The 14,782-nt window shown below is 63.4% G+C and carries 10 protein-coding genes and 1 riboswitch; of the genes, 5 read left to right on the forward strand and 5 right to left on the reverse strand.

Features of this window, described 5'->3' with window-relative positions:
• Window positions 1-129 precede the first annotated feature (129 nt).
• A complete protein-coding gene (locus ACI2KG_RS26145; protein WP_404663844.1) occupies window positions 130-2,256 on the reverse strand; it encodes a TonB-dependent receptor in 2,127 nt (708 codons plus the stop codon).
• Window positions 2,257-2,367: 111 nt separating this feature from the next.
• A riboswitch (cobalamin riboswitch) is annotated at window positions 2,368-2,576 on the reverse strand.
• Window positions 2,577-2,736: 160 nt separating this feature from the next.
• On the opposite strand from ACI2KG_RS26145, the gene ACI2KG_RS26150 reads away from it, so the two are divergent.
• On the forward strand, window positions 2,737-3,483 hold the full coding sequence (locus ACI2KG_RS26150; RefSeq protein WP_400621419.1) for an outer membrane beta-barrel protein: 747 nt from the start codon (window positions 2,737-2,739) through the stop codon (window positions 3,481-3,483).
• A 366-nt stretch (window positions 3,484-3,849) separates the two neighbouring features.
• On the opposite strand, the gene ACI2KG_RS26155 is transcribed toward ACI2KG_RS26150, so the two are convergent.
• From ACI2KG_RS26155 to ACI2KG_RS26170, 4 genes are all read right to left on the reverse strand, one after another.
• Window positions 3,850-5,508, reverse strand: coding sequence for an ATP-dependent DNA ligase (locus ACI2KG_RS26155; protein ID WP_404663845.1), 1,659 nt, complete (start codon window positions 5,506-5,508; stop codon window positions 3,850-3,852).
• Window positions 5,505-6,521, reverse strand: coding sequence for a ligase-associated DNA damage response exonuclease (locus ACI2KG_RS26160; protein WP_400614926.1), 1,017 nt, complete (start codon window positions 6,519-6,521; stop codon window positions 5,505-5,507). Before ACI2KG_RS26160 ends, ACI2KG_RS26155 begins: the two co-directional genes overlap by 4 nt.
• Before the next feature lie 387 nt (window positions 6,522-6,908).
• Window positions 6,909-9,350 carry a penicillin acylase family protein gene (locus ACI2KG_RS26165; protein ID WP_404663846.1) on the reverse strand — a complete coding sequence of 814 codons (2,442 nt, stop codon included), beginning with the start codon at window positions 9,348-9,350 and terminating at the stop codon, window positions 6,909-6,911.
• A gap of 103 nt (window positions 9,351-9,453) precedes the next feature.
• Complete coding sequence (locus ACI2KG_RS26170) at window positions 9,454-10,794, reverse strand: PLP-dependent aminotransferase family protein (RefSeq protein ID WP_400614934.1); 1,341 nt, start codon at window positions 10,792-10,794, stop codon at window positions 9,454-9,456.
• Window positions 10,795-10,973: 179 nt separating this feature from the next.
• Here ACI2KG_RS26170 and ACI2KG_RS26175 point away from each other — a divergent pair, with 179 nt between their 5' ends.
• Genes ACI2KG_RS26175 through ACI2KG_RS26190 form a run of 4 tightly spaced genes read left to right on the forward strand, consistent with a single transcriptional unit; the run spans window position 10,974 to window position 14,570 of the window.
• Entirely contained in the window at window positions 10,974-11,678 is a 705-nt protein-coding gene (locus ACI2KG_RS26175) for a serine O-acetyltransferase (RefSeq protein ID WP_404663847.1), read from the forward strand.
• Window positions 11,675-12,463: an alanyl-tRNA editing protein gene (locus ACI2KG_RS26180; protein WP_404663848.1), complete on the forward strand. Its 789-nt coding sequence runs from the start codon at window positions 11,675-11,677 to the stop codon at window positions 12,461-12,463. Before ACI2KG_RS26175 ends, ACI2KG_RS26180 begins: the two co-directional genes overlap by 4 nt.
• Window positions 12,460-13,671 carry an MFS transporter gene (locus ACI2KG_RS26185; RefSeq protein WP_404663849.1) on the forward strand — a complete coding sequence of 404 codons (1,212 nt, stop codon included), beginning with the start codon at window positions 12,460-12,462 and terminating at the stop codon, window positions 13,669-13,671. Before ACI2KG_RS26180 ends, ACI2KG_RS26185 begins: the two co-directional genes overlap by 4 nt.
• Window positions 13,668-14,570 carry a pyridoxal-phosphate dependent enzyme gene (locus tag ACI2KG_RS26190; RefSeq protein WP_404663850.1) on the forward strand — a complete coding sequence of 301 codons (903 nt, stop codon included), beginning with the start codon at window positions 13,668-13,670 and terminating at the stop codon, window positions 14,568-14,570. Before ACI2KG_RS26185 ends, ACI2KG_RS26190 begins: the two co-directional genes overlap by 4 nt.
• The last annotated feature ends 212 nt before the right edge of the window (window positions 14,571-14,782 follow it).

The following is a 14,782-nucleotide window of genomic DNA, read 5'->3' on the forward strand; positions in this document are numbered from 1 at the left end:
GTCTGGCACCGGCTTTGCCGGTGTTCGCGGGACAAGCCCGCTCCCACAAGTTTCGCTAAATCAATAAGTTAGAGTTTGTTCTATGAGAGCGGGTTCACCCGCGAAGAGGCCCGCACAGGCCAGCTCAGATCAGAAGCTGTAATCCACCGTCGCAAAATACGACCGCGGCATCCCCATCAGCCAATGCTGCCCGCTGAACGCCGCCTGCACATACTCGCGGTCGAACAGGTTGTTCAACTGCAAGCCCAGCTTCACATCCGGTAGCACCTGCCAGGCGATATTGGCATCGACCACGATGTAGCCGGGTGCGCGCTGGGTGTTGGCGGTGTCGGCATAGCGCTCATCCACATAGCGCGCTCCAATGCCAGCCTCCACCTGCTGGCCGAAGCCTTTGCTCAGCCACAGGTTGGCCGTACGCCGTGGCACGTTGGTTGGCCGGTTGCCGGCGCGGTCCTCTGCCACGCCACCGACCACCTCGTCAAAGTCGTCATACCTGGCGCGCACCAGCGAGGCGTTGGCCGACACCTGCCACTGGTGCGCCAGCGCCAGCTCCAGGGTCGCTTCCAGGCCATCGGATGTCTGCTGGCCGGCCTGTTGCTGCTCGTGGGTGATCGGGTCGTCCACCAGCAGCTTTTTCTTGACGATATGGTAGGCCGCCAGGGTCCATTCGCCACGGCCGTCCCAGAAGCGTTGTTTCAGGCCCACCTCGGTCTGCTTCGCTTCGGTCAGGTCATAGTGCATCTGGCTCGGGCTAAGGCTGATCAAGTTGTTCACCCCGTCCTCGCTGGTGGAGTACTGGCCATACAGCGACAGGTCGTCACTGAGCGCGTACACCAGCCCGACGCGCCAGTTGCCACCTTGCAGGCTGCGGTCGCTGCGGCTGTCGTTGGTCAGGTTGTCGCGGTCGATGTGGTTCTGGTCGCGGCGCACGCCGGTCACCAGCGACAGGCGATCACTCAGCTGCAGGCGGTTTTCAGCGAACAGGGAGAAGGTGTGGGTGGTGGACAGGGTTTGCGGGCGCAGTGGCGAGGCGCTGTGGAACCAGCCCGGCTGGGGTTGCCACGGGTCGATGTAATCGCCGCCGACATCGTTGTACGGGGCGTTGCTGTCGACGTTGAAACCCACCTTGTTGTACTCGGCGCCGAGTACGGTCTTGCTGGCCAGGCCGAACAGCGAGTGATCGAGGGTGAACGTCTGACGGTCGCCGAACTGCTCCTGGTTGTGCTTGATTTCCAGGTAGCTGCCGCGCTGCAACTGCTGGCGCTCGGCATCCCAGTCGTAGTTTTCGGCATTGCGCCAGTGGCGGCGGCTCTTGATGTAGAACAGCTGGTTGCTGGCGCTGACGTGGTCGTTCAACGTCCAGTCGGTGGTCAGCCGGGTCCACTCGTCGTCGTAGCGCTGCACGTCGTTCTGCACGTTGTAGTTTTTCTTGCGCAGGCTGCTGCGGTAGTGGCCGTCGATCAGCGGGGTGCCGTAGTAGTTGGCAGGTTGTGCCTCGCCGCGGTCATGGGCAAGGGTGAAACTGAGGTCTTCGCTGGCGTCGAAGCGCAGTGCCGCGCTCAGGGCCAGGCTGCGCGAGGTGGTGTGATCGACCCAGCCATTACCGGCCTGCTGGTTCAGGGTCAGGCGATAGCTCAGGCGCTCGCTGACGCTGCCGCCGCTATCGAGGCCTAATTGCTGGCGGTCCCACGAGCCGTAGCCCAGGCGCAGGTGGTTGCGCACCTCGCCGGCAAACGGCTTTTTCGGGATCACGTTGACCACCGCGCCCGTGGCGCCTTCGCCGAACAGCACAGAGGCGGGGCCACGGATCACGTCGATGCGCTCGACCATCCACGGGTCGACCGGGAAGGTCTGGGTGCCGGCACCCGTGAACAGGCGCGTGCCGTCGAACAAGGTCATGACTGAGCTGTGCCCGGCAAAACCACGGGCGGACAGGCCGGTGCCGCCATCGCCCGGGGAGCCGACGAAGGTGATGCCTGGCGAGCGGGTAACGGCATCCTGCACGGTGAGGTTGTTGCGCTGCTGGATTTGCTCGGCACTGATGCTGCTGGTGCTGGCGGGTGTTTCCAGGGCACTGAGGCCAAGGCGCGAGCCGGCCTGGGTGGGTGTGGCCAAGTCGACAGTACGGCTGTCGAGGCTGCCGGTGATGGCCGTTGATGGCAAGGCCAGGGGTTGCGGCTCACGGTCATCGGCCAGGGCTGGCAGGGCGACGGCCAGGCAGGCCGCCAGGGGGTGAAGCTTGAACATACGGGACATGTCGTTCCACTGCTGCAGGAATGAATGGATCCCGGTGGAAAACACGCAAAGGAGGCGTTCCGTGCAGGCAGGCGCGCGCACGGATACCGGCCTGCGCCCGCCCACCGCGGGTTGCCAAGTGATGCTTCAGGCCGGTCTCCGGGCTTGCGAGGGGCATGAAACCTTCACCTTCCCATGCGTGTGCACAGTGGTATGTCGAAGGGTTCGCTCGCTTACCGTTGCGGGGGCAGCGCCGGACTTGTCGTGGGCAACACGACGCACCGGCTTCCCGTTTCACCCTGCGCGCGGCGGCGCAGGACACCTGAAACTGGCGTGCATCTGAGCATCGAAACGTTGGGGCGTCAAATACTGGCGCGCGGTGAATGATCTGTGTGAACGCTGGGTTGCGCTTTTCAGCTCACTTCTTTTCGAACTTTTCCAGTGCCGCTGTTCTCGAACCGGTCGTTCGTTATTCGTTATCAAGTCATGGAGACTTCACGCATGCCCGCTCGTCAACTGTTGCGCCACACCTGCCTGTTCGCCCTGATCGCCGCGCCGCTGGCGGCCATCGCCGCACCTAGCACCGACCCGCTGTTCACCCTTGGCCTGTCGGGTGCCTACGACACATTCAAGTTCGAAGGCGGTAGCGAAAGCGACAAGGAACATATGGGCCAGGGCGGGGTATTCGCAACCTTCGGCAACAAGATGACCGCTGAGTCCGGCTTCATCTACCAGCTCGGCGCAGAAGCCAAGTATGGTAAGAAGAACGACAACAAACTCAAGGAAGCCCAAGCCGACCTTGACCTCGGCTGGCGCGCGGCGCTGGACGCCCGCAACTTTGTCGACGTGACTGTGGGGGGCGGCTACAGCTGGTCGCGTTTCGAGCCGGAGATCAACGACCTTGATACCAAGCTCACTGTGAAGTCGCCGTTTGCCAAGGCCGCGCTGGGCTATAACCACCAGTTCGATGCCTCGACCTTGCGGGTAGAAGTGGGGGCACGGCATACCCTCGATGGCCGTGCCCGGCTGAAAGTTGACGACTTTGGCAGCGATACGGTCGACCTGAAGGACCGCACCAACCCCTATGCCGAGGTCACGTTGCTGATGAACCAGCAGGGTGGCTTGCCGGTGCAGGCCGGGGTTTATTACACCCGTACCGAGTACAAGCTGGACGAGGACACCCCCGTGGCGGACAACACCAAGCTCAAGCGTGACGAGTTTGGCGTGAAGGTAGGCCTGGCGTTCTGAGCCAGAGCGGTTAGCAATACCCTGTGGGGGCTTTAGCCGCGAAGAATCCAACGCGGTGCATGGCACCGGCTTTGCCGGTGTTCGCGGCTAAAGCCGCTCCCACAGTGTCCTCGCTAATCCAATGACTTATGTGCAGTTCTGTGGGAGATCACCCAGCCCTTCCGGGCTGCGCTGTCTCGCAGAGAACAATGGCCATTGTGGGAGCGGGCTTGTCCCGCGAAGAAGGCAACCCGGTGTCTGGCACCGGCTTTGCCGGTGTTCGCGGGACAAGCCCGCTCCCACAAATTTCGCTAAATCAATAAGTTAGAGTTTGTTCTATGAGAGCGGGCAAGCCCGCGAAGAAGCCAACTCGGTACAGAACTTGCGTCAGGCCAGCAATGCTTGCAGGGTCGCCAGGTCATCCGCCTCTTCTACTGGCTTGTCCAGCCGCCAGCGCAACATGCGCGGAAAGCGCACGGCAATACCGCTCTTGTGACGGCGCGACAGGGCGATCCCTTCGAAGCCCAGCTCGAACACCAGCGTGGGTGTCACGCTGCGCACCGGGCCGAAGGTTTCTACTGTGGTCTTGCGGATAATGCTGTCGACCTTGCGCATTTCTTCGTCACTGAGCCCGGAATAGGCTTTGGCAAAGGGCACCAGGGCCCGCCCCGGCGTGCCGGCCGGCGCATCCCACACGGCGAAGGTGTAGTCGCTGTACAGGCTGGCCCGGCGGCCGTGGCCACGCTGGGCATAGATCAGCACGGCATCGACGCTGAACGGGTCGATCTTCCATTTCCACCAGGTGCCCATGTCTTTGGTGCGGCCTACGCCGTACAGGGCTTCGCGCTGCTTGAGCATCAGGCCTTCGACGCCCAGGCTGCGCGACTGCTCGCGCTGGCGGGCAAGGTCGGCCCAGTTCGGGCCATCGAGCAGCGGCGATAGCAGTACCGGGGCCAGCGGGTGCTCTTCCAGCAAGCGTTCCAGTTGGCTGCGGCGTTCGTGCTGAGGTCGGCTGCGCCAGTCCTCGCCTTGCCACTCCAGCAGGTCGTAGGCCTGCAGCACCACCGGCGCATCGTTCAGCAGTTTTTTGCCAAGCGTTTTGCGCCCGATACGCTGCTGCAGCAAGGCAAACGGCTGTACGGCCAGTTCAGCACCTGTATTCCCTGGCTTCCACACCAGAATTTCCCCGTCGAGCACCACGCCATCGGGCAAGGTCTGCGCCAGGCTGTGCAGTTCGGGGAAGCGGTCAGTCACCAGTTCCTCGCCACGCGACCACACCCATAGCTGGCCGTCGCGCTTGACCACCTGGGCGCGAATGCCGTCCCACTTCCATTCGATCTGCCAGTCACTTGGCGGCCCGAGCAAGGCATCGAACTGCTCGCTTGGCGCCTGCAGCGGGTGGGCCAGGAAGAAGGGGTAGGGCTGGCCGCCACGCTGGCTGTGTTCATCGGCGGACTCGGCCGCGATCAGCTTCTGGTAGCTGGCGGCCGTGGGGCGATGGCTGATATCGGTGTAGCCGACCAGGCGCTGGGCCACGCGTTTGGCGTCCAGCCCGGCCAACTGCGCCAAGGCGCGGGTGACCAGCAACTTGGACACACCCACGCGAAAGCTGCCGGTGATCAGCTTCAGGCACAGCATCAGGCTAGGCCGGTCCAGCTGCGCCCAGAGCGCCGGCAGGCGCTGCTGGATCTGCTCGGGCGGCAGCCCGCGCAAGGGCAGCAGGTGCTGTTCAACCCAGATGGCCAGGCCCTCTTCGCTGCCCTCGGCATGCAACGGCAGCAGCAGCGAAATGGTTTCGGCCAGATCCCCCACGGCCTGGTAGCTTTCCTCGAACAGCCAGTCCGGCAGGCCGGCCAGGGCTGTGGCCAGTTCGCGCAAAAGGCGGGTGGGGACCAGTTGACGCGGGCGGCCGCCGGCCAGGAAGTACACCGCCCAGGCGGCATCTTCGGCGGGGGCCATGCTGAAGTAATCGCGCAGCGCTTCCAGCTTGGCGTTGCTGGAGGTGGTCGCATCCAGGCGCAGGTACAACGCGGCAAAGGCTTTCATGATGACGGCTCGGTGTTTGGCACGTCGTCCTCCTCACCGTACTCGGTGACGAAGGCGCGGGCATCCAGGCCTTGTTCGTTAAGGTAGCGCACCAGCACGTTGACCGAGCCATGGGTGACCATCACCCGCTCGGCGCCGGTCTGGCCGATGGCCCACAGCAAGCCGGGCCAGTCGGCGTGGTCGGAAAGCACGAAGCCCCGGTCCACACCACGGCGTCGGCGGGTGCCGCGCAGCAGCATCCAGCCACTGGCAAAGGCATCGCTGTAATCGCCAAAGCGGCGCATCCAGCTACTGCCCCCTGCCGACGGCGGGGCCAGCACCAGCGCCTGACGCAACAAGGGGTCGTTGCGCGGGATATCGCCGGCATAGCGGGTTTCCGGCAGGTAGACCCCGGCATCCCGGTAAACCCGGTTAAGCGGCTCGACGGCGCCGTGCACCAGAATCGGGCCGATGCTGGCATCCAGCCCGTGCAGAATGCGCTGTGCCTTGCCGAAGGCATAACAGAACAAGACGCTGGCTTTGCCCTGCTCGCAGTTGGCCCGCCACCAGGCATTGATACCGGCAAAGATTTCGCTTTGGCTGGGCCATCGGTAGATCGGCAGGCCGAAGGTCGACTCGGTAATGAAGGTGTGGCACGGCACCGGCTCGAAGGGCGTACAGGTGCCATCGGGCTCTACCTTGTAGTCTCCAGAGGCGACCCACACTTCACCCTGGTACTCCAGGCGCACTTGCGCCGAGCCCAGTACATGCCCGGCCGGGTGCAGGCTCAGGGTGACGCCGTGGTGCAGCAGGCGTTCGCCGTAGGGCAGGGTCTGCAAAGCGATGTCCTGGCCCAGGCGGCTGCGCAGGATGCCGGCACCGGGGCTGGCGGTCAGGTAATGGCCGTTGCCGGTGCGGGCATGGTCGCCGTGGCCATGGGTGATCACGGCCCGGTCCACGGGGCGCCACGGGTCGATATAGAAATCACCGGGTGGGCAATAAAGGCCTTCGGGGCGGGCGATCACGAGGTCCATGAGTTTTTTGCACTGGCTGGGTTACCAGTTAGGAGCCGTGGCGGAGGAGGGAAGTTCGGGCGGGTTGGGGCTGGCAGGTGTCAGGCGGGCAACTGGTAGCGCCTGTGAGATCGAGCGCCGCCCGCGCGGCGCTTCGCGGCACAAGGCCGCTCCCACATCTGTTTCGGGCCAATACACCCTGTGGTGCCACCGTTGCTCGCCTTGTGTGTATGACCTGATATCGAGCCATGCGCCAAAGGGCCGCGCGAAAATGCCACAGGAATAACTGGCCCGAAACAAATGTGGGAGCGGCCTTGTGCCGCGAAGCGCCGCGCGGGCGGCGCTCGATCTCACAGGCGCTGAAACTGTCCAACCAGGCCCTTCTCAGCCTCCCACGATGTATATGCTTTACCGCCCAGGCACCAAGGTCAACCGCTGGTTGCCATACGCCCGCCCAAAGTTCTGCTGCTGCAGCGGCAGGCTCATGAAGCGCCCTTTGAACCAGGCATCCAGCCCGTCGCTGTAATGCGCGCTGGCCGGGTTGCCGGACTGGCCGCTGCTGGTCAGGACCTGCAGCGGTTCGGCCTGGCCGAAGTCGACGATCATCCGCGCCGAGGCCGGCAGGCGGGTGTCGAAGTCGCTGCCCCAGGCGTACGGCGTCAGTGCCAGGGTGGTGAAGTCGCCACCTGCGGCCAGCGGCGCACGGCTGAGGGCATCGCCCAGGCCATGGTAGGCCGGTGCCGGCCAGCGGTACTGGTGCAGCTTGCCCCACTGCCAGGCGCGGCGGTCGGCGCCCAGTTGTGCGGTGCCTGCATCCACTGCCGCCGCCAGGCTGCGGGCTAGGATAGCCGGCTTGTCTTCTTTCTGCGGGGTGTTGCGGTCGTCCCAGAACGGGCTTTCATCGCGGCCCAGCAGGTGATCGGCCTGGGCCGAGAACGACAACCGCGCATTGCTGACAAAGGCCTGCCAGGCTGGGCCGGGCTCCGGGCCCAGGTCATCGAGGAAGGTCTGCCGTGCCACTTCCTGCAAGAACAGCGCGTACAGTGCGGCATCTGCCGACACCGGGCTCAGGCGGCCATCGAAAGCCTTGAGCCGGGCCAGTGTGTCGCGGGCCTTGTCGCGCTGTGCGCCAGGCAGGGCGTCGATCGCCTGCTTTAGCGGCTGGGCCATGCCAGGGGCGTCGAACATCTGCTTGAGCTTGTCGGCCAGCAGAGTTACCTGGTCGTTCTGCAGGGCCATCAGGCTACGGCTGTCGTGGCGGCCATTGCCGGCCAGCTGGGCCAGGCGTTCGGCGCGCTCGGGGTAGTACCAGGTGCTAGACAGCTGCATGCCATAGCCACGTGGCTGGCTGCGCTGGTTGGCATGGCCGATCCAGCCGGCGCTCGGGTCCTGGTCGTACGGGTGCAGCATCGCGTCGGCATAGCCGTCCCAGTCGTAGCGCCCGTCCCAACCCGGCGAGGGCAGCAAGCCCTGGCCTTCGCGGCGGTTAGGGTAGCGGCCACTGACTTGCCAGCCGATGTGTTCGGGCTCGGCGAACACGAAATTGAGGGCGGCGGCGGTCACTTCACGGGTACTGTCGAAGGCCCGCTCCAGGTTACTGGCGCGGGTCAGGTCAAACAGTGCATCCAGGCTGCGGTCGCCTTTGAACTGCGGCAGGTTCAGGGCCAGGCCCAGGCTGGCATTGTCGGGCTGGGGCAACAGGGTGCCGTGGCGAGTGTCATACATCACTTCGCGCAGCGGCCGCTGGCCACGCACGAAGAAGGTTTCGCTGCGGGCGCGGGCCGGCAGCCATTTACCGTCTGCCAGGTAGCTCAGCTGGCTGCCCTGGCGGCGCAGTTGTTCGAGGAACACGTCCTGGTTGTCGGCCATGACCGCGCTGCTGCTCCAGGCCAGCTTGCCGTTGTAGCCGGCCAGCACAATCGGCAGGCCGGGCAACGACAGGCCGGCGACCTGGTACTTGCTGGTATGGATCTGTACCGGGCTCAGGGCCCAGGCTGCACGGCTGTCGCTGGCCAGCAGGCTCTTGCCGCTGCGGCTGCGCTGTGGGCCGAGGGCCAGGTTGGCCGAGCCCGGGCTGCCGAGCAGGTCGAGGTCGGCCAGTTTCTGGCTGGCGGCGGCCAGGGCGGGCAGCCCAGGCAACTGGCTGGCCAGGTTCAGGCCCTTGAGCTTGTCCAGCTCGCTTTCGGCCAACGGCTCATCCGGCGCGCCGGGCAGCAGCCAGGCCAGCTTGTCGCTGCCGGCTCGCTGCGCCAGGGTCAGGGCACTGAGTTCTTCCTGCAGGTTCACCGACTGGCTGAACGCATACAGGCAGAAGATCAGCGCCGAGTCTTCAGGCTTCCAGTACTCCGGGCGATAGCCGCTGTTGGCCAGGTCGGCTGGCAACTTGTCGCGGTAGCGGAACAGGTAGGCGTTGACGCCGCGCGCGTACACTTCAAAGAAGCGCTTGAGCCGTGGCGAGGCATCGGCGTACTGCTGGGCGGCGCTCTGCTTGAGGTTGGCAGCACGCATCAGGCGGTCGATGTCCAGCGCCTCGCTGCCGGCCAGCTCGGCCAGGCGGCCCTGGGCCAGCAGGCGCATGGCAAGCATCTGCTCGATGCGGTCACCGGCGTGCACATAGCCCAGGCTGAACAGCGCGTCATGGAAGCTGCTGCTTTCGATCAGCGGTGCCCCCATGGCGTTGCGCCGTACCGAAACGTTCTGCGCCAGGCCCTTGAGCGGCTGTACGCCGCTGGTCGGTGGCACGCTGCCCTGGTAGCCGCCCGTCTGGCAGCCGGCCAGCCCGAGCATGCCGAGCAGCGTAGCAGCGGTTGCAAACCGCAGGCGGAAGGGAGGAAAGGCGGCGGCGGCCATGACAAGGGCTCCTGCAAGGCGAGGCTGGTGTGGAAAGGCGCTAAGGTAGTAAGCGCGCAGGCGCCATGCAAGGTCTCAGGTCGGTTTATTTACCTGTGGCAGATCAAACGTCGAAATGCTCGGCCAGGGTGTCGGAAAAATGCGTGCAGTTGATACGTGCATAGCGCCGGTAGTCACGGGTGACGGCAAATGCAGAACCTGGCATCAGCAGGATCTTGTGTTGCTCCAGTTTGCGTATGAAAGGTTGCAGGTCGGGCAGGTCCGGGTGGTAGACCCACAGGAACATGCCCCCCTGCGGCGCAATCTCGAACTGCCAGCCGCGCTCCAGCAACAAGCGCTGGGTCTGCACTTGCTGGCGAATCAGGCGTTGCTGCACATCCTTCATGTGCCGCGCATAGGTGCCATCCGACAATATAGTGTTGACGAAGCGCTCGCAGAACGCCGGGACGGCTACGCACGTCAGCAGTTTCAGGCGGGTCAGCGGTTCGATCAGGTCTTGCGAGCAGGCGATGAACCCCACGCGCAACGATGCCGACAGGCATTTGGAGAAGCTGCCGATGTAGATGACCCGGTCCAGGTTGTCCAGCTCGGCAAAGGTCTGGCGCACGGCCGGGCTGAAATCGCCATACACATCGTCCTCGACCACGTAGAACTCGTGTTCAACCGCCAGGCGCAGCACGCTGAAGGCGTTGTGTGGGCTGATGTTGCTGCCGGTCGGGTTGTGAAAGGTGCTGTTGCAGAAAAACGCCCTGACCTTGTGCCTGGCCAGGTAGCTGCGCATTTCTTCCACGTCGGGTCCGTCCTGGGTGCGCCGGATGCCGACCACGTGGCCGCCGGCCAGCTGGATCAGCTTGATCAGGTTGCCGTTGCCCGGCTCGTCGACAAACACGTGATCGCCAGGCTTGATCAACAACCGTGCAACCAGGTCCAACCCTTGGGTGGCGCCCAGTGTGGTCAACAACTGGTTGGGGCGGGCATCGACCCGGGTCAGCCGCTTCATGTGCACGCACAGCTGTTTGCGCATGGGCAGGTAGCCCTGGATATCGCCGTACTCTGCCAGCGAACTTTGCTCCAGCCGCGCCGTGCGCCGAATGGCCTTGGCCAGCAGTTCGGTATCTCGCCATGCCGGGGGCAGCCAGCCGCTGCCCAGCTTGGTGTAGTGCTGGCCGCCCTGCAGCAGCCGGAACAACGGGTCACCGGCCATGCACTCGGGCTCGTGGATCACGCTTGTCTGGCGTGCCCGATTGGCGACGAAGTAGCCGCGCCCGGGCGAGGCGGTCAACACGCCTTCACTGACCAGTTGGGCATAGGCCGACACCACGTCGTGGTAACTGAAATCGACGGCAGCGGTCAGCTTGCGGATCGAGGGCATGCGCTGGCCAGGCAACCACTCCCCTGCATCGAGGCGTTGTTTCAACAGGTCATGAAGGCTGCAGGTGGTCATGGCAGGTCCGAAACCGTTAGAAAAAAAAGCCTAACAGTTAACGGAAATGCTTGTCGACTGTTCGTTTGCAAATGGCCAGTACCTGCCACTATCCCCTTGTCGGAACTTTCGGCTGCCAGCCAAGGCAGCACTTTTAGCGTCTGTGCAAACCAGACAACTGGATAACGAGCCCTGCACCTATGGACATGCAATCAGCCGTCATTGCCAGGCTTCCTGTGCCTGATGAACTGGCGTCATACAAAGTTGTAAAAAACCTTGTGACCTCTGCGTTACTGGAGTGCTGTTCAATTGAAGAATTCGAAACGCTGAAACAAACAGCGATTATTGAAGCCGTGACTGAACAGGCGCATGCCGATTTGTTGGCATTTGCCATGAAGGACCCGGCCGCGGGCCGTGACGTGATCTTCATCGCCAGAACCTATACCTCTTATTCCGCGGTTCTGCATTACCGCCTTGCCCACTGGATCTACAACAACAGCGCTGCAACTTACGGCGCCGGCGGCCAATGCCTGGCGGCCATGGTTTCCCGGCGCGGGAAGATGCTCTCGGGTGCGGAAATCCACTTCCGCAGCCGTATCGGCGCGCGCTTCATCATCGATCACGGCATGGGCACCGTCATTGGTGAAACCTCGACCATCGGGGACGATTGCTACGTGCTTGGCGGCGTCACCCTGGGCGCCCGCGGCATCAGCGACAACCCGTCGAGCGCCCGGCACCCAACCCTTGGCAACCGCGTACAGATCGGCGCTTTCGCCAGTGTGCTGGGCGCTATCCACATCGGTGACGGCGCCTTTATCGGGCCGGGCTGCATTGTTACCAAAGACGTTCCTGCCGCCGCCCGGGTGCAGGTTAAAACATCATTGCAGGTGGTACTTGAATCATGAACGCTCTGAACTATGAAGTTTTGCGCAATACCGAGAAGCTGTATTACAAAGACCAATACCTGGCCGGTGCCAATACGCAAGTAACACGGGTGCACAGTGACGGCATCGAGTTGCAAAGTACCGTGGCCTACCCGGAAGGCGGCGGCCAGGAAGCAGACTTCGGTACCATTGAACTGCCTGTCGGGACCGTGCGGTTTGTCTGGGTAAAAAAACTTTACGGTAGCCCCATTCGCCTGGAAGGTTTCAAAGGCGGAAAACTGGGCGGCATCATCATTCACAGCCTGCACCCGGATGACCTGCACCTGCTGGATGAAGTCACCGTCGGCATGCCGGCCCGCGTCACCATCGATATTGAACGGCGTGAACGGCTAACGCTGTCGCACAGTGCCAGCCACTTCCTGTATGCCGCTGCCGTCGGGCTGCGTGAAGAACTTAAGCAATGGACCATCGGCTGCCATATCAAGGAGGACACGGCACGTTTCGACTTCTTGGTCGAGGACGCCTTCACGGCTGAAGAGGTGGTTGAAATAGAGCGGCGGGCGAATGAACTGATCGGCTGCGATGCGCCCATCGAGCACTACGCGGTCGAGGGGCTGGAAGACGCGCGTTTGTGGACCTACGACGGCATCGAGATCCCGTGCGGTGGCACGCACCTCGATTCACCTCGGCGCATCGGGCGGCTGAGCGTCAAGCGCAAGCGGCTGGGCAAAGGCAAGGAACGGCTGATCTGCGTGTTCCCCGAGGCCGAAATCGACCTGTCCACCTACCACGAGCACGCACTATGAACAGCACCCTGCCGCGGCGCACGTACCTGTATTTCACCGCACAGTCGATCAACCTGACCACCGCGGTCATGTCGGTGACCATGGCTGCCATCGTCGGTGCGGCACTGGCGCCCGACGCCGCTTGGTCCACGGTGCCTTACGGCTTCCAGTTCCTGTGCCTGATGCTGGCCACCTATCCGGTGTCCAGGTTGATGAGCCGCATCGGCCGCAAGAAAGCCTTCATGCTCGGCGCAATTCCCCTGGCGCTGTCTGGCGTCAGCGGCTTTCTGGCGGTCGAGCACCAGCATTTTGCAACCCTGGTGCTCAGCCATTCTGCGTTGGGGGTGTACATCGCCTTCGCCAACTTCAACCGTTTCGCGGCTACTGACAACCTTTCTCAGGCCCTGAAGCCCAAAGCCCTTTCGCTGGTCGTGGCCGGGGGCGTCATTGCCGCCGTGGTCGGGCCGACGCTCACCGAGTGGTTGCGCGACGTTGGTGGCTACCCACTGTTCTCGCTCTGCTATGCCGCGTTTGTCGGCCTGGCGCTGCTGTCGTTGCTGATTGCCCTGTGCCTGCCCAACGATGCCAGCCGTGCCAGCGCGGCCAACAGCGTAGCAACGCCGGCCACCAGCCGTACCGAGCCACTAAGCCCGAGCGTGATCGTGGCAATGGCTGTCGCGGCGCTGGGCTACGGCATCATGAACCTGTTGATGATTCAGGCCTCGATGCACATGAAACACATGCATGAGGACTTCACCGACGTGCGCCTGGCAATCCAGTGGCATGTGATCGCCATGTTTGCCCCGTCGTTCTTCACCGGTGCGATTATCCAGCGGCTGGGTATCAGGACCACCATCTGCGCGGGGCTGGCGCTGTTGATCGGGTGCTCGGCGCTGAATATCTGGTCGCACAGCTACGCCATGATGACCGTGGCACTGATTGCCCTCGGGCTGGGTTGGAACCTGACCTATGTCGGTGGCGGTGCCTTGCTGGCGCAGTCGCTGCAGAACAGCCCGGCAGCCATGCAGATGCAGGGCAAGAACGACCTGGGCATCGCCATCTTTGCCACCATTGGTGCGTTCAGCCCTTCGCTGTTGCTGAGTACGGTCGGTTGGGACGGTACCAATGCCATCTGCATGGCCCTGTGCATCGGGCTGCTGGTTGCCACTGCCGGCCTGCTGCAGAACAAGGCCTGCCTGCAGACTTCAATGGAAGGTGGCCGCAAATGAGCGAGCTCATCAGTGTCAGTGATCGCATCTACACCAAGCTGGAAATGAACAACCCGGGCGGCAGCCACAAGTACCGGGCGGCCCGGCGCATCGTCGAACATGCAGTGCGCATTGGCGACATCATCCCCGGGGTGACAACCGTCATCGAAAAAACCGGTGGCAGTTTCGGCTTCGGCTTGCTGGCGGCCTGCCACAAGTACCAGGTCGACGTAGAGCTGGCGGTGGGGCTGAGCTTCAGCCAGACCAAGCGGGATTTACTGGAGTGCTTTGGTGCCCGGTTGATCGGCAAGGACATGCTGATGGCCGGTGCCACACCCAAGGATGTGGTCATGCACCACCTGGAAAACCAGGCTGCACTGGGCAAGTCATACTTTTATACCGACCAGTTCAACAACCCGGTGGGTATCGAGGCCCACCGTTACCAGACAGCCAGCGAGTTGGCGCTGCAATTGACCAATGCCGGGGCTGGCAAGGAGGTCCTGTTTGTCGGTTGCGCAGGTACGGGCGCCAGCTTCACCGGGATCACCTTGGGGCTGAAGGACCATGGTTTCGAGGTGTCTACGGTGCTGGTCGACCCCAGTGGCTGTGACTCGAGGGCTGGCGTGTTCACCGATCACCGTTTTGAGGGCATGGCGGTGGGGGTGTGCCCGCCGTTCATGGACTGGTCGCTGGTGGATGAGCGGGCGCAGGTGCAACACCCGGAGATGCTGGCTTCCCAGCGCTGGTTCTACATGCAGAGTGGCATTTTTGTCGGTAACACTGCTGCGGCCTGCCTCGCGGTTGCCCAGCGCATGGCCCAACACCCGCGTTATGCCGGCACCACGCTGGTAACCATCGCCTATGACGCCGGCCTGTGGTACCAGGATTTGCTGGGGGCGAACCGGCGCAAGGCTGCATAACCCTGCGCAATCCCTGTGGGAGCGGGCGTGCCCGCGAAGCATGCGACGCGGTGAATGGCACCGGCATGGCCAGTGTTCGCGGGCTCGCCCTAATGCCAGTCAGTTAAGGCTACTGGGGCTGCTGCGCAGCCCATCGCAGGCAAGCCAGCTCCCACACCAAATGCACTGATCTCAAGCCATGCGCCGCACCTGTGCAGGCTGTGTGAAAACCC

The sequence above is a fragment of the Pseudomonas sp. NPDC089407 genome, assembly GCF_044900445.1.
In the GTDB taxonomy this organism is placed as follows: domain Bacteria; phylum Pseudomonadota; class Gammaproteobacteria; order Pseudomonadales; family Pseudomonadaceae; genus Aquipseudomonas.

Bases quoted from the DNA above. Each gene is read 5' to 3' on its own strand.
- ACI2KG_RS26145 (WP_404663844.1), bottom strand. From the start codon at position 2,256: ATGTCCCGTATGTTCAAGCTTCACCCCCTGGCGGCCTGCCTGGCCGTC.
- ACI2KG_RS26150 (WP_400621419.1), top strand. From the start codon at position 2,737: ATGCCCGCTCGTCAACTGTTGCGCCACACCTGCCTGTTCGCCCTGATC.
- ACI2KG_RS26155 (WP_404663845.1), bottom strand. From the start codon at position 5,508: ATGAAAGCCTTTGCCGCGTTGTACCTGCGCCTGGATGCGACCACCTCC.
- ACI2KG_RS26160 (WP_400614926.1), bottom strand. From the start codon at position 6,521: ATGGACCTCGTGATCGCCCGCCCCGAAGGCCTTTATTGCCCACCCGGT.
- ACI2KG_RS26165 (WP_404663846.1), bottom strand. From the start codon at position 9,350: ATGGCCGCCGCCGCCTTTCCTCCCTTCCGCCTGCGGTTTGCAACCGCT.
- ACI2KG_RS26170 (WP_400614934.1), bottom strand. From the start codon at position 10,794: ATGACCACCTGCAGCCTTCATGACCTGTTGAAACAACGCCTCGATGCA.
- ACI2KG_RS26175 (WP_404663847.1), top strand. From the start codon at position 10,974: ATGGACATGCAATCAGCCGTCATTGCCAGGCTTCCTGTGCCTGATGAA.
- ACI2KG_RS26180 (WP_404663848.1), top strand. From the start codon at position 11,675: ATGAACGCTCTGAACTATGAAGTTTTGCGCAATACCGAGAAGCTGTAT.
- ACI2KG_RS26185 (WP_404663849.1), top strand. From the start codon at position 12,460: ATGAACAGCACCCTGCCGCGGCGCACGTACCTGTATTTCACCGCACAG.
- ACI2KG_RS26190 (WP_404663850.1), top strand. From the start codon at position 13,668: ATGAGCGAGCTCATCAGTGTCAGTGATCGCATCTACACCAAGCTGGAA.